Annotated in this window: 14 protein-coding genes; 6 read left to right on the top strand and 8 right to left on the bottom strand. The window is 69.3% G+C overall.

Going from position 1 to position 16,546, the window contains the following annotated elements; translation table 11 throughout:
* Positions 1–43: 43 nt before the first annotated feature.
* Together ACYQ78_RS12520 and fbaA are read right to left on the bottom strand one after the other, a co-directional pair.
* Positions 44–460 (bottom strand): DUF3151 domain-containing protein, encoded by a 417-nt coding sequence (locus ACYQ78_RS12520; protein ID WP_459800961.1) that lies wholly within the window; start codon positions 458–460, stop codon positions 44–46.
* Positions 461–587: 127 nt separating this feature from the next.
* On the bottom strand, positions 588–1,610 hold the full coding sequence (gene fbaA, locus ACYQ78_RS12515; protein WP_459800960.1) for a class II fructose-bisphosphate aldolase: 1,023 nt from the start codon (positions 1,608–1,610) through the stop codon (positions 588–590).
* Between the two features lie 116 nt (positions 1,611–1,726).
* Between fbaA and ACYQ78_RS12510 the strand changes: the two genes are divergently transcribed.
* Entirely contained in the window at positions 1,727–2,425 is a 699-nt protein-coding gene (locus ACYQ78_RS12510; protein WP_459800959.1) for a DedA family protein, read from the top strand.
* Positions 2,426–2,501: 76 nt separating this feature from the next.
* A complete protein-coding gene (locus ACYQ78_RS12505) occupies positions 2,502–2,936 on the top strand; it encodes a hypothetical protein (protein ID WP_459800958.1) in 435 nt (144 codons plus the stop codon).
* Here ACYQ78_RS12505 and pyrE read toward each other — a convergent pair.
* The gene (gene pyrE / locus ACYQ78_RS12500) at positions 2,908–3,444 is read right to left on the bottom strand and encodes an orotate phosphoribosyltransferase (RefSeq protein WP_459800957.1); all 537 of its coding nucleotides are present in this window, start codon (positions 3,442–3,444) and stop codon (positions 2,908–2,910) included. The two genes, ACYQ78_RS12505 and pyrE, sit on opposite strands and share 29 nt — an antisense overlap.
* A gap of 126 nt (positions 3,445–3,570) precedes the next feature.
* Between pyrE and ACYQ78_RS12495 the strand changes: the two genes are divergently transcribed.
* Both ACYQ78_RS12495 and ACYQ78_RS12490 read left to right on the top strand, forming a co-directional pair.
* A complete protein-coding gene (locus tag ACYQ78_RS12495; RefSeq protein ID WP_459800956.1) occupies positions 3,571–4,110 on the top strand; it encodes an RNA polymerase sigma factor in 540 nt (179 codons plus the stop codon).
* Positions 4,111–4,230: 120 nt separating this feature from the next.
* Positions 4,231–5,397 (top strand): NYN domain-containing protein, encoded by a 1,167-nt coding sequence (locus ACYQ78_RS12490; protein WP_459800955.1) that lies wholly within the window; start codon positions 4,231–4,233, stop codon positions 5,395–5,397.
* On the opposite strand, the gene ACYQ78_RS12485 is transcribed toward ACYQ78_RS12490, so the two are convergent.
* The gene (locus ACYQ78_RS12485; RefSeq protein WP_459800954.1) at positions 5,394–6,020 is read right to left on the bottom strand and encodes a response regulator; all 627 of its coding nucleotides are present in this window, start codon (positions 6,018–6,020) and stop codon (positions 5,394–5,396) included. The genes ACYQ78_RS12490 and ACYQ78_RS12485 overlap by 4 nt on opposite strands.
* 3 nt (positions 6,021–6,023) lie before the next feature.
* Entirely contained in the window at positions 6,024–10,220 is a 4,197-nt protein-coding gene (locus ACYQ78_RS12480) for a HAMP domain-containing protein (protein ID WP_459800953.1), read from the bottom strand.
* Between the two features lie 102 nt (positions 10,221–10,322).
* On the opposite strand from ACYQ78_RS12480, the gene ACYQ78_RS12475 reads away from it, so the two are divergent.
* Positions 10,323–11,861, top strand: a complete 1,539-nt coding sequence (locus ACYQ78_RS12475; protein WP_459800952.1) for a PP2C family protein-serine/threonine phosphatase — start codon at positions 10,323–10,325, stop codon at positions 11,859–11,861.
* On the opposite strand, the gene ACYQ78_RS12470 is transcribed toward ACYQ78_RS12475, so the two are convergent.
* The gene (locus ACYQ78_RS12470) at positions 11,748–12,992 is read right to left on the bottom strand and encodes an MFS transporter (protein ID WP_459800951.1); all 1,245 of its coding nucleotides are present in this window, start codon (positions 12,990–12,992) and stop codon (positions 11,748–11,750) included. The genes ACYQ78_RS12475 and ACYQ78_RS12470 overlap by 114 nt on opposite strands.
* A 56-nt stretch (positions 12,993–13,048) precedes the next feature.
* On the opposite strand from ACYQ78_RS12470, the gene ACYQ78_RS12465 reads away from it, so the two are divergent.
* Entirely contained in the window at positions 13,049–13,498 is a 450-nt protein-coding gene (locus ACYQ78_RS12465; RefSeq protein ID WP_459800950.1) for a MarR family winged helix-turn-helix transcriptional regulator, read from the top strand.
* Between the two features lie 158 nt (positions 13,499–13,656).
* Here the strand turns inward: ACYQ78_RS12465 and ACYQ78_RS12460 are convergent, their stop codons facing one another.
* Entirely contained in the window at positions 13,657–15,429 is a 1,773-nt protein-coding gene (locus ACYQ78_RS12460; protein WP_459800949.1) for a S9 family peptidase, read from the bottom strand.
* Positions 15,430–15,567: 138 nt separating this feature from the next.
* A complete protein-coding gene (locus ACYQ78_RS12455) occupies positions 15,568–16,347 on the bottom strand; it encodes a putative RNA methyltransferase (protein WP_459800948.1) in 780 nt (259 codons plus the stop codon).
* Between the last annotated feature and the right edge of the window lie 199 nt (positions 16,348–16,546).

Here is a 16,546-nt window from a genome sequence, read left to right as displayed (position 1 = left end):
CAAACCGAGACTACCTGAGGTGTAGGAAAAAGGGGATCTCCGGTCAGTTCGACAGCGCGTCGGCCGCTTCCTGGGACGAATCACGCAGGAACTGGAGGCAGCGTTCGGCCTCGTCCTTCTCACCGATCGCGTTGGCCGCACGGGCCAGCGCGTTCAGGCAGCGCAGGAAACCCTGGTTGGGCTCGTGGCTCCACGGGATCGGGCCGTGCCCCTTCCACCCGGCCCGGCGGAGCTGGTCGAGGCCCCGGTGGTAGCCGGTGCGGGCGAAGGCGTAGGAGGTGATCGCATGGCCTGCGGCGAAGTAGTCGTCGGCCAGGGCGCCCCAGGCGGCGGAGTAGGTCGGGAAGCGGGCCGCCACATCGGCCGCCTTGATCCCGCTCTCCATCATCTTGCGCGCCTCGGCGTTGTCGGGAAGCTGCGTGGGGGGCGGGCCGGCCAGCAGGTTCTCGTGCGTTTCCACAGCGGCTCCCGTTCTCGTGATCGGTCTTTGAACACTGTCTTACCAGTAGTGGCAAACCGTAATCATTTAGTCCCGCGTATGCCAAAGGCCCGAATCTCCGTCGATCCGGGCCTTGAGGGCGGACCACTTAGCTGATCTTGGTGCCGGCCGACTTGAGGTGCTGGCAGGCCTCGACGATGCGCTTGGCCATGCCGGCCTCGGCCAGCTTGCCGTAGGCGCGCGGGTCGTAGGCCTTCTTGTTGCCGACCTCGCCGTCGACCTTCAGCACGCCGTCGTAGTTCTTGAACATGTGCTCGACGATCGGACGCGTGAAGGCGTACTGGGTGTCGGTGTCGATGTTCATCTTGATGACGCCGTAGGAGATCGCCTCGTGGATCTCCTCGAGCAGCGAGCCAGAGCCGCCGTGGAAGACCAGGTCGAACGGCTTCTCCTTGCCGTACTTGGCGCCGACGGCGTCCTGGAGGTCCTTCAGCACCGACGGGCGCAGCTTGACCGCACCGGGCTTGTAGACGCCGTGGACGTTGCCGAAGGTGGCGGCGAGCAGGTAGCGGCCACGCTCACCCAGGCCGACGGCCTCGGCGGTCGCGATGGCGTCTTCGGGGGTGGTGTAGAGCTTGTCGTTGATCTCGTGGGAGACGCCGTCTTCTTCGCCGCCGACGACGCCGATCTCCATCTCCATGATGATGCGCGCCTCGGCGCACTTGTCGATGAGCTCGGAGGCGAGGTCGAGGTTCTCCTTCATCGGCACCGCCGAGCCGTCGAACATGTGCGACTGGAACAGCGGGTCCTGGCCGCGGGCGACGCGCTCGCGCGAGATCTCGATCAGCGGGCGCATGAAGCCGTCGAGCTTGTCAGCGGGGCAGTGGTCGGTGTGGAGGGCCACGGTCACGTTGTACTTGGCGGCCACCACGCGGGCGTACTCGGCAAGGGCGGTCGCACCGATGACCATGTCCTTGACCGTGGTGCCCGAGGCGAACTCCGCGCCACCGGTGGAGACCTGGAGGATGCCGTCGCTCTCCGCCTCGGCGAAGCCGCGCAGCGCAGCGTTCAGCGTCTGCGACGACGTCACGTTGATCGCCGGGTAGGCGAACCCGCCGGCCTTGGCCCGGTCGAGCATCTCGGCGTAGACCTCTGGGGTTGCGATAGGCATCGAAAAGCTCCAATGAATGGGGATTGGTGTAGACCAGTATTCCGAAGCGTGCCCGGATGTGTGAAGCGCCCCGGGTTGCCGCCGATCCCATCATGCCGGGGTACGCTCTTCTCGCGATGGACCTCACGAATCTTCTCGACGCCCAATGGTGGATCGTCACCTTCGGGCTCATCGGCATCCTCACCATCATCTTCGCCGAGACCGGGCTTCTCATCGGCTTCTTCCTGCCCGGCGACTCGCTGCTGGTGGTGGCCGGAATGGGCGCGTCGGCGCAGGTGGCCTCGGCGGTCGGGCTCGACACGCCGTTCCCGCTCACGGTCCTGCTGATCGGCGCCCCGTTGTGCGCCATCGCGGGCGCGCAACTCGGCCACTTCATCGGCGCGAAGGCGGGTCCCCGCCTGTTCGCCCGGCCCGAGTCACGCCTCTTCAAGCAGGAGTACGTCGAGAAGGCCCAGCACTACTTCGAGAAGTTCGGCCCCGAGAAGGCCGTCGTGCTGGCCCGGTTCATCCCGATCGTGCGGACGTTCCTGAACCCGGTCGCCGGCATGCTGGGCATGAACCCCCGCCGGTTCCTCATCTGGAACATCATCGGCGGCGTCCTGTGGACCGACGGCCTGCTGCTGTTCGGCTACTTCATCGGCAGCAAGATCCCCAACGTCGACAAATACATTTTGCCCGGCGCCGTGGTGATCATCCTGCTCTCGGTGATCCCGATCATCCGTGAGGTCATGAAGAACCGGAAGGCCGCCAAACGCGGGCTTCAGACCGCTCCGGGCACCGAGCCCAAGGGCAAGCACCACCGCGAGACCGCCTGACCGGCGGCCTATAGCCGATCGTAATATCTTACTTTTTGGGACAGCTCGGTCTTCCCAAGCGGTTACCGTCAGAAGAGTGGGACGACACAGGTCCGATCCGTTGGGGATCGCCCGGATCGTGCTCATCGTGCTCGCGGTGTGCGCGCTGCTGTCGCTGATCGTGGTGGGCGTCGTCGGGCTGCTCTCCGCCACCGACCCCATCCAGGCCCCCGACACGCCCGTTCCGCCCGCCGCCTCCGCGCAGGCCGCGCGGACCGCCCCGGCCACGTTGCAGATCGCCTGCCAGGCCGAGAGCTGCCCGGTGTTCGTCCGGATCCCCGGCGGCGACGTGCTGCTGAACGGGCAGCTCTCCAAGGGGGAGCAGGTCGCCTACTTCGACGGCAAACTCGACGTCGTGCTCGACGACGCCTCACTCGTGAAGATCTGGGAGAACGGCAAGCCGCGCCCCCCGGTCGCACCCGGGGAGCCCGCCTCCTTCACCGTCAGCCGAGGCCAAGGTCAGCCAAGTTGAACGCCGACCGGTAGGGCACCCCGGCGGTCGCCAGGTTGTCGTCGCCACCCCGGTGCACGATCGTCGCGATGCCCACCACGACCGCTCCGGCCTCGTTCAGTGCCTGGACGGCGGTCAGCACCGACCCGCCCGTCGTGGTGGTGTCCTCCACGGCCAGGACCCGGCGTCCGGCCACTTCCGGACCCTCGATGCGGCGCTGGAGGCCGTGGGCCTTGCCCTCCTTGCGCACCACGAAGGCGTCGAGCCGCTGCCCCTTCGCCGCGGCGGCGTGCACCATGGCGGTGGCCACCGGGTCGGCGCCCAGGGTCAGCCCGCCGACGGCCTCGAACCCGAGATCCTCGGTGAGGTCGAGCATCACCCGGCCCACCAGCGGCGCCGCCGTCCCGTCGAGGGTGACGCGGCGCAGGTCGACGTAGTAGTCGGCCTCCTTGCCCGAGGAAAGGGTCACCCGGCCGTGCACGACGGCCTTTTTCTTGATCTCGTCCAGCAGCAGTTCTCGGTCAGTCATGACCCCCAGCGTATTGACCCTCCACAGGTGTCAGTTTTCCTGACTGAAGATCGTCACGTTAGAGAAGAGTCGAAGCGCGGAATCATCAGGCGGTCAACCCAAGGTAATCGAGAGGTAACATTGAGTGTGCAAATCGGGCAAAGCGACCCGCAATTGCTCGACGCCCTCCGGGCCGGCGACTCCGCCGCCTACGGCGCCCTCTACGAACGCCACCGCCCCGCCGCCCGCGCCCTCGCACGGCACCTGTTCCGCTACGGGTCGGTCGACGACGCCGACGACATCGTCGCCGAGACGTTCACCCGCATCCTCGACCTGATCCGCCGGGGTGGCGGTCCGAGGGGGGAGTTCCGCCCCTATCTGCTCGCCGCCGTCCGTCGCGCCGCCTACGATCGCGCCGACCGCCGCGACGTCCCCACCCACGAGATCGAGCGGTACGCCCCCGGCGAGCCCTTCGTCGACCCGGCGCTGGCGCGCTGCGAGCGGGCCGACGTCGCCAGGGCCTTCCGGTCGCTGCCCGAGCGCTGGCGGGTGGTCCTGTGGCACACCGCCGTGGAAGACCACCAGGCGGCCGAGATCGCCCCGCTCATGGGGCTGACGGCCAACGGTGTGGCGGCCCTCGCCTACCGCGCCAGAAGGGGTCTGAGAGACGCCTACCTGCAGGCGTAGCTGGAGGAAAGAACGGGACAAACTGGTACGGTCGCGGAGGAGTCAATCGGCGGGATTCATCCTCGCGGCCTCAGCCACCCGATTACCCTGAGATGGCCATGTTAAGGAAGGCGGTGTCGCGTGGATCGCTGCGCGCTTTTCGTCGACGCCGGCTATCTGCTGGCCGATGGCGCGATGGCCGTTCACGGTACCCGCCACCGTGAGGCCGTCACGTGGGACTATCCCGGCCTGCTCCAACTGCTCACCAACCTGGCCCGTGAGCGCACGGGGCTGCCCCTGCTGCGCTGCTACTGGTACGAGGCCACGGTCGAGGGCCGCCGCACCCCCGAACACGACGTGCTGGCCGACATCCCCGGCCTGAAGCTCCGCCTGGCCCGCATCCGGCCGGGCCGCCGTGAGGGCGTCGACGCCCAGGTCCACCGCGACCTGATGACCCTGGCCCGCAACAACGCCGTGGCCGACGCCGTCGTCGTGAGCGGCGACGAAGACCTCGCCCAGGTGGTGAGCGACGCCCAGGACCTCGGCATCCGGGTCACCGTGATCTCGATCGCCGCCGACGGCAGCTGGTCGGCCTCCCGCACGCTCCGCCAAGAGTGCGACGACCTGATCGAGATGAGCAGCGGCCACCTCCGCCCTTTCGTCACCCTGACGACCGGCGCCGACGGCATCGTGACCTCGCAGAACGGCTCCCGGAACACCGGCGCCCTCCCGGCGATCAACGGCGCCCAGGCCGCCCTGCCGCCCCCGGCCCCCGCTCCGGCCCCGCCGCCCCCCGCGGCCCAGCCGCAGTCGAAGGGCTCCCACGCCGCACCCCGGACGCCCACGCCGACCTACACGTACAACCCGCCTCTGGAAGCCCCGCAGCAGCCCGCACCCCCTCCGCCGCCGCCTCCGCAGCCCCAATACCAGGGCTCCCACGGCAGCGGCGGTGACCGGGGCGGCTACCGCGAGTCGAACACCGGCAGCTTCCCTGCGGCGCAGCTTGGCCCCTACACGGGCCCCCAGTCGGCTCCGGTCCCCACTTCCCACGGCGGCGGCACCACCACGCTGGCCGACGCCGTGAAGGCGGCCCACAAGGAGGGCCACGACTTCGGCGACTCGATAGCGCGCGACGCCCCGGCCCTCTGGCTGGAAGCGGTCCTCGCCAGGAAGCCGCGCATGCCCTCCGACCTGGAGGCCAGACTCCTCCAGGGTTCGTCGCTCCCGATCGACTTCCTCCTCCACGACGAAGTCCGCCACGCCCTGCGAAGGGGCTTCTGGGACGCCCTGGAGCGGGCCCGCCGCTAGCTCAGGGCGTCGAATCCGGCCCTGAGGTTGGCGATGCGCTGGCCCAGGTCCGACAGCGGGCCGCTCATGGGGGAGTCGCCGTTCTTGCGGGCGAGGTCGCGTACCCGGTTGAGCTCTTCCTCGACCGCCGTCAGGCGGCGGGAGAGTTCCGGCAGGACGGCCGGCTGGTCGCCGTTGCCGGGGAGTTCGGTGGCGAGGCGTTCGCGCAGGAGGGCGGCCTGTTCGGCCAGGCGGCGGTTCATGTTGTAGAGCTCGACGAAGACCGCGACCTTGGCGCGGAGCACCCACGGGTCGAAGGGCTTGGTCAGATAGTCGACGGCGCCCGCCTGGTAGCCGCGGAAGGCGTAGTCGGGGGCGCTGTCGACGACCGTCAGGAAGATGATCGGGATGTTCCGGGTGCGCTCACGCCGCTTGATGTGGGCGGCGGTCTCGAAGCCATCCATTCCGGGCATGCGGACGTCGAGGAGGATCAGCGCGAATTCGGTGCTGAGCAGGGCTTTCAGGGCTTCTTCGCCGGAACGGGCGCGCACGGGGGTGAGGTCGAGGGAGCTGAGGATCGCCTCGAGTGCGATGAGGTTCTCCTCGCGGTCGTCGACCATGAGGATCTTCGCCCGGTCTGGCATCGATCACGCACCTTCAGTGGAGTCCGTCGCATCCGAGTCTGCCCGACCAGAACTACCCGATACACGCCCGCGCATGAGCCAGCCACGGAGACGTTCGAGAAGTCGGTCGACGTCGACCGGTTTGGGCACGTAGTCGGAGGCGCCCGACGCGATGCTCTTCTCGCGGTCGCCCCGCATGACCTTAGCGGTCAGCGCGATGATCGGCAGGTCGGCGAACTGGGGCATCCGGCGGATCGCCGACGTCGTGGCCCAGCCGTCCATTTCGGGCATCATGATGTCCATCAGCACGAGCGCCACGTCTTCGTTGCGTTCGAGCTGTTCGATGCCCTCGCGGCCGTTCTCGCCGTAGACGACGGTGGTGCCGTGGCGTTCCAGGACGCTGGTCAGGGCGAAGACGTTGCGGATGTCGTCGTCGACGATGAGGATCTTGGCGCCGGTCAGGGGGTCGTCGCCGACCCAGTCGCGGCCGTTGATCTCCTCCATCGGGCGCGCGGGAGGCAGGCCCGCGGGGAGCGGGATCTCCGGGAGCACCTCGTCGGTGGTCACCTGGAGCACCTGCTCGGGGCGTTCGACCCCGGCGAGCGAGGTCGCGGCGCCGCCGTCGCGGGCGCTCAGCGGGCCGGCGTAGGTGGCCGGGAGGTAGAGCGTGAAGGTGCTGCCCTGGCCCGGCTCGCTGTCGACGTGGATCTCGCCGCCGAGCAGGCGGGCGATGTCGCGGCAGATCGACAGGCCGAGGCCCGTGCCGCCGTATTTGCGGCTGGTGGTGCCATCGGCCTGGCGGAACGCCTCGAAGATCACGTCGAGCTTGTCGGGGGCGATGCCGATGCCGGTGTCGACGACCGAGAAGGCCAGGATGTTGTCGCTGGTCTGGAGGGTCTCGTCCACGAAAGAGACGTCACCGGCCGGTTCGACGCGCAGCCGCACCTCGCCGCGCGGGGTGAACTTGACCGCGTTCGACAGCAGGTTGCGCAGCACCTGCTGGAGGCGCTGCTCGTCGGTGCGCATCTCGGTCGGGACCGCGCCGTCGACGTCGATCGCGAACGACAGGCCCTTGTCCTGGGCCAGCGGCGCGAACGCGGCGTCGACGTAGTCGTAGAGCTTGGGGAGTGACAGTTCGGCCGGGTGGATGTCCATGCGGCCGGCCTCGACCTTGGACAGGTCGAGGATGTCGTTGATCAGCTGGAGCAGGGCCGAACCGGCGCCGTGGATGGTCTTGGCGAACTCGACCTGCTGGTCGGTCAGGTTGCCCTCGGCGTTCTCGGTCAGCAGCTTGGCCAGCACGAGCAGGCTGTTCAGCGGGGTGCGCAGCTCGTGGGACATGTTCGCGAGGAACTCGCTCTTGTAGCGGCTGGAGACCGCGAGCTGCTCGGCGCGCTCCTCCAGCGTGCGGCGGGCCTGCTCGATCTGGAAGTTCTGGATCTCGATCGCGCGGTTCTGCTTGGCCAGCAGCGCCGCCTTGTCCTCCAGCTCGGCGTTGGAGCGCCGCAGCTCCTCCTGCTGCCGCTGCAGTTCGTCGGACCGCTCCTGGAGCTCGGTCGCGAGCCGCTGGCTCTCCTTCAGAAGATCCTCTGTACGGGAGTTCGCGATGATCGTGTTGATGGTGATCCCGATCGACTCCACGAGCTGCGTGAGCAGGTCGAGGTGCACCTCGGAGAACCTGTCGAGCGACGCCATCTCGAGCACGCCCAGCACATGGCTCTCGAACAGGATCGGCATGACCACGATCTGGGCCGGGCGCGACGAGGTCAGCGCGGTGTCGATCGTGAACGAGTCGACCGGCACCTGGTGGATGATGATTTGCTTGGCCTCCATCGCGGCCTGCCCGACCAGGCCCTCACCCAGCGCGAACCGGCGCCGGGGGCTGCGGCCGGGCTGGATGCCGTAACCGGCGATCAGGGTGAGCTCGCCGTCGACGACCAGGTAGCAGGCGCCGTAGCTGGCCGACACGAGCGGCGTGAGCTCGCTCATGATCAGGCGGGCGACCTCGATCATGTCGCGGTGGCCCTGCATCAGGCGGGAGATCCTGGCCAGGTTCGACTTCAGCCAGTCTTGCTGCTGGTTGGCGGTGGTGGTGTTCCGCAGGTTGGACACCATCGTGTTGATGTTGTCCTTCAGCTGGGCCAGCTCGCCCGGCGCCTCGACGGTGATCGACCGGGTCAGGTCGCCGCGGGCGACCGCGCTGGTCACCTCGGCGATGGCGCGCACCTGCGTGGTCAGGTTCCCGGCCAGCTCGTTGACGTTCTCGGTGAGGCGCTTCCAGGAGCCCTCGACGCCCTCGACGCGCGCCTGACCGCCGAGCTGCCCCTCGGAGCCGACCTCACGGGCGACGCGGGTCACCTCGGAGGCGAACGAGCTGAGCTGGTCGACCATCGTGTTGATCGTGGTCTTCATGACGAGCATCTCGCCCTGGGCGTCGACGTCGATCTTGCGGGTCAGGTCGCCGCCCGCGACCGCCGTGGTGACCTCGCCGATGTTGCGGACCTGGTAGGTCAGGTTGGTCGCCATCGAGTTGATGTTGTCGGTGAGGTCCTTCCAGACCCCCGACACGCCGGGCACGCGGGCCTGCCCGCCCAGCTTGCCCTCGGTGCCCACCTCACGGCCGACGCGCGTCACCTCGTCGGCGAACGAGCTGAGCTGGTCGACCATCGTGTTCATCGTGTCCTTGAGCTCCAGGATCTCGCCCTGGGCGTCCACGGTGATCTTCTTGGTCAGGTTGCCCTGGGCGACGGCGGTGGAGACGGCGGCGATCTGGCGGACCTGGCTGGTGAGGTTGTTGGCCATGAAGTTGACGTTGTCGGTGAGGTCCTTCCAGACGCCCGACACACCCCGGACCTGCGCCTGACCGCCCAGCCGGCCCTCGGTGCCGACCTCGCGGGCCACGCGCGTGACCTCGGCGGCGAACGAGCTGAGCTGGTCGACCATCGTGTTCATCGTCGACTTGAGTTCGAGGATCTCGCCCTGGGCGTCGACGTCGATCTTGCGGGTCAGGTCACCGCCCGCGACCGCCGTGGTCACCTGGGCGATGTTGCGGACCTGGTAGGTCAGGTTCTTGGCCATCGAGTTGACGTTGTCGGTGAGGTCCTTCCAGACGCCCGACACGCCCTTCACCTCGGCGCGGCCACCCAGCCGGCCTTCGGTGCCGACCTCGCGCGCGACGCGGGTCACCTCGTCGGCGAAGCCCGAGAGCTGGTCGACCATCGTGTTGAGGGTCTCCTTCAGCTCCAGGATCTCGCCCTGGGCGTCGACCGTGATCTTCTTGGTCAGGTTGCCCTGGGCGACGGCGGTGGAGACGGCGGCGATCTGGCGGACCTGGCTGGTGAGGTTGTTGGCCATGAAGTTGACGTTGTCGGTGAGGTCCTTCCAGACCCCCGACACACCCCGCACCTGAGCCTGGCCCCCCAGCTTTCCCTCGGTGCCCACCTCACGGGCGACGCGCGTCACCTCTTCGGCGAACGCGGAAAGTTGGTCCACCATCGTGTTGACAGTGATCTTGAGCTCGAACATCTCGCCGACGGCGTCGACGGTCACTTTGCGTGACAGGTCGCCGTTGGCGACGGCCGTGGTCACCTCGCCGATGTCGCGCACCTGTGCGGAGACGCGGCTGGACATCGTGTTGACGGCCTCGGTCAGGTCGCGCCAGCTCCCGGACATGCCCCGCAGGTTGGCCCGGCCGCCGAGCTTGCCCTCGGTGCCGACCTCGCGGGCCACCCGGGTCACCTCACCGGTGAACAGGGCGAGCTGGTCGACCATGCCGTTGATCGCCTTGCCGAGGCGGCGTACCTCGCCTCTGGCCGCTCTGTCGAGGTCGATGCGCTGCGACAGGTCGCCCTTGGCGACGGCGTCGATCACGTCGGCGGCGCCCGTGACGGGCGTGACCAGGGCGTCGATCAGTCCGTTGACCGACTCGACGCTCTCGGCCCAGGAGCCCACACCGGGGCCGGGGGTGAGCCGTTCGCCGAAACGGCCTTCTTTGATCACCTCGCGGCGGACCCGGGCCAGCTCGTTGGCCAGGTGTTCGCGGCGGTCGGCGACCTCGTTGAGGAGCAGCCGGATCTCGCTCAGGATGCCCGGTGGGGCGTGCGGGACTCTCCGGCGGAAGTCGCCGTCGCGCCACACGGTCAGCGTGTCGAGGAGTGGCTTCAGGTCAGACTCGGTGTAACGGCGTTCGGTCCGGGCCGGTTCGACGTCCGCACGCGTCATGTGGCCTCCTAACGTGTTCGCCCAGTCTGTCACGTTCCGTGGTAGGTCCACGGGGCGTTGATTGACCGCGCGTCAGAGCGATTTGTGGTAAGCACGTGTGCAGTGGCGAATTCTCCACGTGCCGTCCTCGCCGCCTCTTTCACGACGGGCGAGACGGCCGTTCCTGCGGCGAAGCGGTTCACCCAAGAGGTGATGACCGCGTGGGCCGCCATGCCCGTGGGGGCCGAAGCCGAGCGGCTCACCCGTGCGCTCGTCGAAGGGGTCTCCGGCGAGGCGTTCGAGGTGCGATGGCTCCACCAAGGCGACTCTATCCAGCTTGAGGTGATCGAGCGCGGACATGACTATGGTCCGCCCCTCGACGCGGCCGACTGGGGGGTCTCGTTCTCCGGGAACTCCCGGGTGCGGTGGGCCCGGCTCGATCTGCCGGGCGGTGGCGGTGTGCCCGAGGAGGAGGCGTGGACGGAGCCCACGCCCAGCCCCGGGTGGCTGGGGTTCCTGGCCGACGCGAGTGACCTGCTGGCCGGGACCCTCGATCCCGGCATGGTGCCGGCGATCATCGCGCAGATCGTGGTGCCCCGGCTGGCCTCCTGGTGCGCCGTCTACACGGCCGACCAGGGCACCGGCCCGCTGCGGCTCGACTACCTGTGGCACGCCGACGAGGCGCAGAGCGACGCCCTGCGCGAGCGGCTGTCCGATGTGGTGCTGCCGTCGGCCGACGGGCCCGCGGTGCTCAGTGTCGACGGCACGCAGGCCCTGGGCTTCCCGCTGACCGCGCGGGGGCGGCGCCTGGGCGTGATGTGCCTGGGCCGCCGTGACCGGTTCCCCGATGAGACCCTCCAACTGGCCGAAGACCTGGCCCGGCGGGCCGCGCTGGCGCTCGACAACGCCCGCCTCTACGCCCAACAGGCGGCGGCCAACCGGGCGTTGCAGCGGAGCCTGCTGCCACCGGAGGAACCTCGTACCCCCGGTTTGGACTCTTATGTGATCTATGAGCCGGCGGGTGAGACCAATGAGGTCGGCGGTGACTTCTACGATCTCTTCCCGATCGGCGACGGCGTCTGGCGGTTCGCGATCGGCGACGTCTGCGGCACCGGCCCGGTCGCGGCGGCCGTCACCGGCCTGGCCCGGCACACCATCCGGCTGCTCGCGCGTGAGGGCTACGGCGTCGCGGCGGTCGTCGAGCGGCTGAACCAGGCGATCCTCGAAGAGGGCGAGCGGGCCCGGTTCCTCACGCTGCTGCACGGCGAGATCACGATCGCGGCCGACGGGCTCGACATGCGGCTGGTGTCGGCCGGGCATCCCGAGGCGCTGCGGCTGCGGCCGAGCGGGGTCGTCGACGCCGTCGGGTCGCCCCAGTCGCTGCTCGGGGTCTTTCCCGAGGCCGAGTTCGAGGCCGACACGATCCACCTGGAGCCGGGAGACGTGCTGCTGGGGGTCACCGACGGCGTGACCGAGCGGCGGCAGGGGTCGCGGCTGCTCGACGACGAGGGCGGGCTGGCCAAGCTGCTCGCCGAGTGCGTCGACCTGTCAGCGCGTGCGGTCGCCGAGCGCATCAGGCGGGCCGTCCAGGACTTCGCCCCCGAGCCCAGCGCCGACGACCTGGCCATTCTCGTGCTCCGGGCGCCGATCGAGCCGCTCTAGCAGCATCACGGCCAGCCCCGCCACCGCGAGGGCCGCGCCGACCAGGGCCGGCGACATCCAGCCCCAGCCCGCCCCGATGGCCAGGCCGCCGAGGTAGACCCCGCCCGCGTTGGCGAGGTTGAAGGCCGAGTGGTTGGACGCCGCCGCGAGGGTGGGGGCGTCGGCGGCGTACCGGATGACCATGGTCTGGAGTGGCGCGGTCATCAGGAACCCGACGGCGAGGATCACGGCGACCATGATCGGCGCCGGCCAGAAGAAGAAGATCACCAGCACCACGGCCAGACCGGCCAGGCTCGCGTAGGCGGTCGGCCGGGCGGCCAGGTCGGTGAGCGGCCCGGCCGCGGCCACGCCGACGGTCATGCCGACACCCGCCAGCGCCAGCACCCACATGACCGCGTCCGGCGGCAGGCCCATGACCTCGGTGGTGATGGACGCCAGGTAGGCGTAGGCCGCGAAGACGCCGCCGAAGCCGAAGATCGCGGTGCCCAGGAAGAGCAGGACTCTGCGGTCCCTGAAGGCCCGCAGCTCTCGCCGCAGGCTCGCCTGCGGTTCCGGCGGCGTGTACGGAATCAGCAGGCCCAGCGCGACCAGCGAGATCACCCCGATGGCGGTGACGACGAGGAAGGTGGCCCGCCACCCCGTGTTCTGCCCAAGCAGGGTCGCGCCGGGCACGCCGACGATGTTGGCCAGCGTGAGCCCCAGCAGGATGGACGCGACCGCCCGCCCCTGCCTGCCCTCGCGGGCCATCCGCGCGGCCACGACCGAGCCGACGCCGAAGAACGCGCCGTGCGGCAGCCCGGCCGCGAAACGCCCGGCCATCAGCCAGCCGTGGTCCGGTGCGAGCGCCGAGAGCAGGTTGCCGACGACGAAGAGGCCCATCAGCGCCACCAGCAGGCGCTTGCGGGACATCCGCACCCCCGCCACCGCCAGCAGCGGAGCGCCCACGACCACGCCGACCGCGTAGGCGGCGACGAGGTTGCCCGCCGCGGGCACCGAGGTGTGCAGGTCGGTGGCCACCTCGGGCAGCAGGCCCATGATGACGAATTCGCTGATGCCGATGCCGAACGCGCTGATCGCCAGAGCGAGGAGAGCGAGCGAGGCGCGGTCGTTCCGCCTCGAAGAGGTTTGCATGGATGCTGTAACGATGAAGGATCCTTCAATTATTTCGTGCCCTGTATCGTTATGCCATGGAACGGCCGAAGCTTGGTCACCACCTGAAGCGGGTCGAACAGGCCCTGATCGCCCACAAAGCCGTCCGGATGCGGGCGCTCGGCATCACCGAGTCGCAGTGCGAGGTCCTCGGCCTCCTCGCCGGTGGACCGGCCAAGTCGAGCACCCAGCTCGCCCGGGAGGCGCTGGTGACCTCCCAGACGATCACGGGCATCGTCCAGAACCTCGAGGCCAAGGGCCTGGTCGAACGGCGCCCCTCACCCGACCACGGCCGGGTCATGCTCGTCTCCCTCACGGAAGCGGGCGTGGAGAAGGAGGCGGCGGCCCGGGGCCTCGCCCTCGACGTCGAGGCCCGGCTGCGCGCGGCCATGACGGAAGAGGACTTCGCCCGGCTCCTCGCCCTCCTCACCACGGCGGCTGACGCGGTGGACGGGCTCTCCAAGCCGGGCGGCCGACGCGGCGGGTGAGTCGGAGGCCGGGGCCGCCGAGGCGTTAAAGGTCAGAGGCCAGGGACCGCCGAGGCGGGTGAAGGCCCCAGAAACGCGGGGCCGTGGCGGGTGAGGGCACAGAAACCCCCGGTCGTGGCGGGCGAGGCCCAGAAACTCCCCGCTATGGCGGGTGAAGGTCAGAGTCCGGGGGTCGCTGGCTGCTTGCGGCCGTCCATTACTCGGGTGGCGAATTCGATCTGGGTGCGCATCTGGCGGATGCGTTCCTCCACGACCAGGGAGGCGTGGCCCGCGTCGTAGCGGTAGACCTCGCAGGGGCCCGGGGCGGCTTCGAGGAACTGCTCGATCTGCCTGATCGGGCAGCGGGGGTCGTTCTCCCCGGCCAGGATCAGCAGCGGCGCCTCGACCATGTCGGCGTAGGTGATCGGGGAGGACGCCGCGTAGCGATCGGGGACCTCCTCGGGTGAGCCGCCGAGCAGGGCGCGGTGGAGGGAGCGCAGGGCCTCCGACTCGTCTTCGTAGGCGGCGCGGTGGTCGGCGATCGGGACGGCGGCGATGCCGGCGCTCCAGACCTTGGGCTGGGTGCCGAGGCCGAGCAGGGTCAGGTAGCCGCCCCACGAGCCGCCCGCCAGGATCAGCCGGTCGGGGTCGGCGATGCCCCGGTTGACCACCCATTCGCGGACCGCCGACACGTCGGCCAGCTCGATGTGGCCGACGTCGCCGTGCAGGGCGTCGCGCCAGGCCGAGCCGTAGCCGATCGAGCCCCGGTAGTTGATCCGGACGACGGCGAAACCGCTGTCGACCCAGGCCGCCACGTGGGGCAGGAACGAGTCGTTGTCCTGCGCCGACGGGCCGCCGTGCAGCAGGAAGACGGTCGGATAGGGGGCCGCCTGGCCGGTCGGGCGGGAGATCATCGCGTGGATCCAGCCGCCGGGGCCCTCGACGTCGACGTCCTCGACCGGGACCGATGGTGGCGCGGTCGGGCCGGGGCTCATCACGACGTGGCCGTGGCTCGACCTGATCACGGGCGCGTGGGCGGCGCTCGACCACGAGTATTCGACCGTGCCGTCGGGGCGGGTGGCGGCCGACTCGATCACGCCGTGGGGCGTCTCGATCGGGATCATCGCGCCGCCGACCAGATCGTATTTGAAGAGCTGGGTGCGGCCCCTGTGGTGGTTGACGATCAGGAGGGCGCGGCCGTCGTCGTACCAGTCGGCGGTGACCTCGCCGGGGTCGCGGAGGTAGATCTCGCGCTGCTCGCCGGTGAGCGGGTCCCAGACCAGCGGCTCGTGGCGGCCGCGGCGTTCGTGCAGGACCAGCAGGCGGCGGTCGCCCAGGACGGGCGAGAAGCGGATGCCGCGCACGCCCTTGCCCGGGCCGTCGTAGAGGTCGCCGACGACCGAGCCGTCGGACTTCACGACGCGCAGGGCCGGGTGGCGGGCGTCGCCGTGCTCGCTGTGGTCGATGGCGACCAGGGCGCCGTCGAGGGAGATGCCGGCCACCGAGGCGGCCTCTTTGTGCTGGTAGAGCACGGTCGGCTCGCTGCCCTCGCCCATCAGGAGGATCTGGAAGCCGAGCCGGCACGAACGCCCGAGGGCGGCGGTGCCGTTGGCGGCCAGCGCGAGGCCGGCGGGGTGACCGGGGGAGATCTCCAGCGGCCGGGCCGGGCCGCCGTGGAAGTGCTGGCGGATCCAGACGCCGTATTCGTCGCCGTCGGTGTCGGCGAACCACCAGATCCACTGGCCGGTGGGGTCGAGGTCGCCGTAGGCGGTGCCGTTGGGGCGGTCGGTCACCTGGCGGCTCTGGCCGGTGGCGCGGTCCCAGGCGTAGATCTCCCAGGTGCCGGAGGCGTTACTGCGGTAGACCGCGTGGTGCGGAGCCTGACGAGCCCATGTGGGCAGCGTCATGCGCGGGGAACGGAACCTGGTCTGCCAGCGTTCCTCGGCCTTCATCGGCTTTCCTCCCGGGTCCGCCGTCGGTCGCGGTCAAGTATGTCCCGTCAGCCCCCGGAATGGCCGACAAACAGGGGATCTCAGGTGGGAATTTACGGTGAAAAACCCCTTTGGTCACTAGTAGTGCGGCAACCATTTTCATCTTTTCGGACGCCACACCGTGACCTGCACCGACATCCGCACTACCGCCCCCTCTGACACCTCTGGCGCGCGCGCGTGCCAGGCACTCGGGCCCATCGCGATCACCGACATGACCTCGGGCGCCGTGAGGTCGAGCCACCCGGCGACGGGCTCGGTCACATCGCGTGCGAAGTGGTCGCCGAGTGTGTCGGCGAGACGCCGATTCTTTTCGTCGTCGACGGTGAGCAGACCGAAACGTTCGACTACGGGTTCCAGATGGTCCGGGTTAGGTGTGACCGTTATCAGGTTTCCCGTGGGTTTCAGGACGCGACGAAACTCACTCGCGTTCCTCGGGGCGAAGACGTTGAGAAGTGTGTCAAAGGCGGCGTCGCGTACCGGAAGGGGTTTCCAGACGTCGGCGGCCACCGCGCCGATCCTCGGATGGGCCCTGGCGGCCTTCTTGAGGGCGTGTTTGGAGACGTCCAGGGCCAGCCCCCGGTCCTGCACGGCGTGGGCGAGGTAGTAGCCGGTTCCGGCGCCGGCGTCACCGACCACCCCATGGGCGAAAGAGGCCACTTTGTCAGCGATTGGAGCGAACCATCCCTTGGTGAGAAATGTCTCACGCGCCCCCACCATCTCGGGGGTGTCACCCTTCACGGGGGTGCTCAGCAGGTTGAGGTAGCCCTGCCGGGCGACGTCGAACGAATGACCCTTCGGGCAGCGGACCGCTCCGGGCGCGAGATCGAGGTCGTCGCGGCAGACAGGGCAGACCAGCAGGTCGATGACGTCTCCAAGCATCCGACCAGTATCCCGTCAAGTCGCCTGCAACCGGTCTGAGGTGAACTGTCCTCATGACGAAGAAGAGACGCAGTTGCCCGAGTTGTCGCACCACCCTGGACGAGGGCCCGATCCTCTACCGCTGCGCGAAGTGCCAGCGCGCGGTGTACGCCGCCGACGTGAACTTCGATTATTCCAACCGATGATGCACGATGACCGC

Source organism: Herbidospora sp. RD11066, from assembly GCF_054661255.1.
This window is presented reverse-complemented; position numbering and strand designations above follow the sequence as displayed.

Excerpts from the sequence above, each read along its gene's own strand:
- ACYQ78_RS12480 (WP_459800953.1), bottom strand. The coding sequence starts at position 10,220 with ATGACGCGTGCGGACGTCGAACCGGCCCGGACCGAACGCCGTTACACC.
- pyrE (WP_459800957.1), bottom strand. The coding sequence starts at position 3,444 with ATGACTGACCGAGAACTGCTGCTGGACGAGATCAAGAAAAAGGCCGTC.
- ACYQ78_RS12465 (WP_459800950.1), top strand. The coding sequence starts at position 13,049 with ATGGAACGGCCGAAGCTTGGTCACCACCTGAAGCGGGTCGAACAGGCC.
- ACYQ78_RS12460 (WP_459800949.1), bottom strand. The coding sequence starts at position 15,429 with ATGAAGGCCGAGGAACGCTGGCAGACCAGGTTCCGTTCCCCGCGCATG.
- ACYQ78_RS12455 (WP_459800948.1), bottom strand. The coding sequence starts at position 16,347 with ATGCTTGGAGACGTCATCGACCTGCTGGTCTGCCCTGTCTGCCGCGAC.
- ACYQ78_RS12510 (WP_459800959.1), top strand. The coding sequence starts at position 1,727 with ATGGACCTCACGAATCTTCTCGACGCCCAATGGTGGATCGTCACCTTC.
- ACYQ78_RS12470 (WP_459800951.1), bottom strand. The coding sequence starts at position 12,992 with ATGCAAACCTCTTCGAGGCGGAACGACCGCGCCTCGCTCGCTCTCCTC.
- ACYQ78_RS12485 (WP_459800954.1), bottom strand. The coding sequence starts at position 6,020 with ATGCCAGACCGGGCGAAGATCCTCATGGTCGACGACCGCGAGGAGAAC.
- fbaA (WP_459800960.1), bottom strand. The coding sequence starts at position 1,610 with ATGCCTATCGCAACCCCAGAGGTCTACGCCGAGATGCTCGACCGGGCC.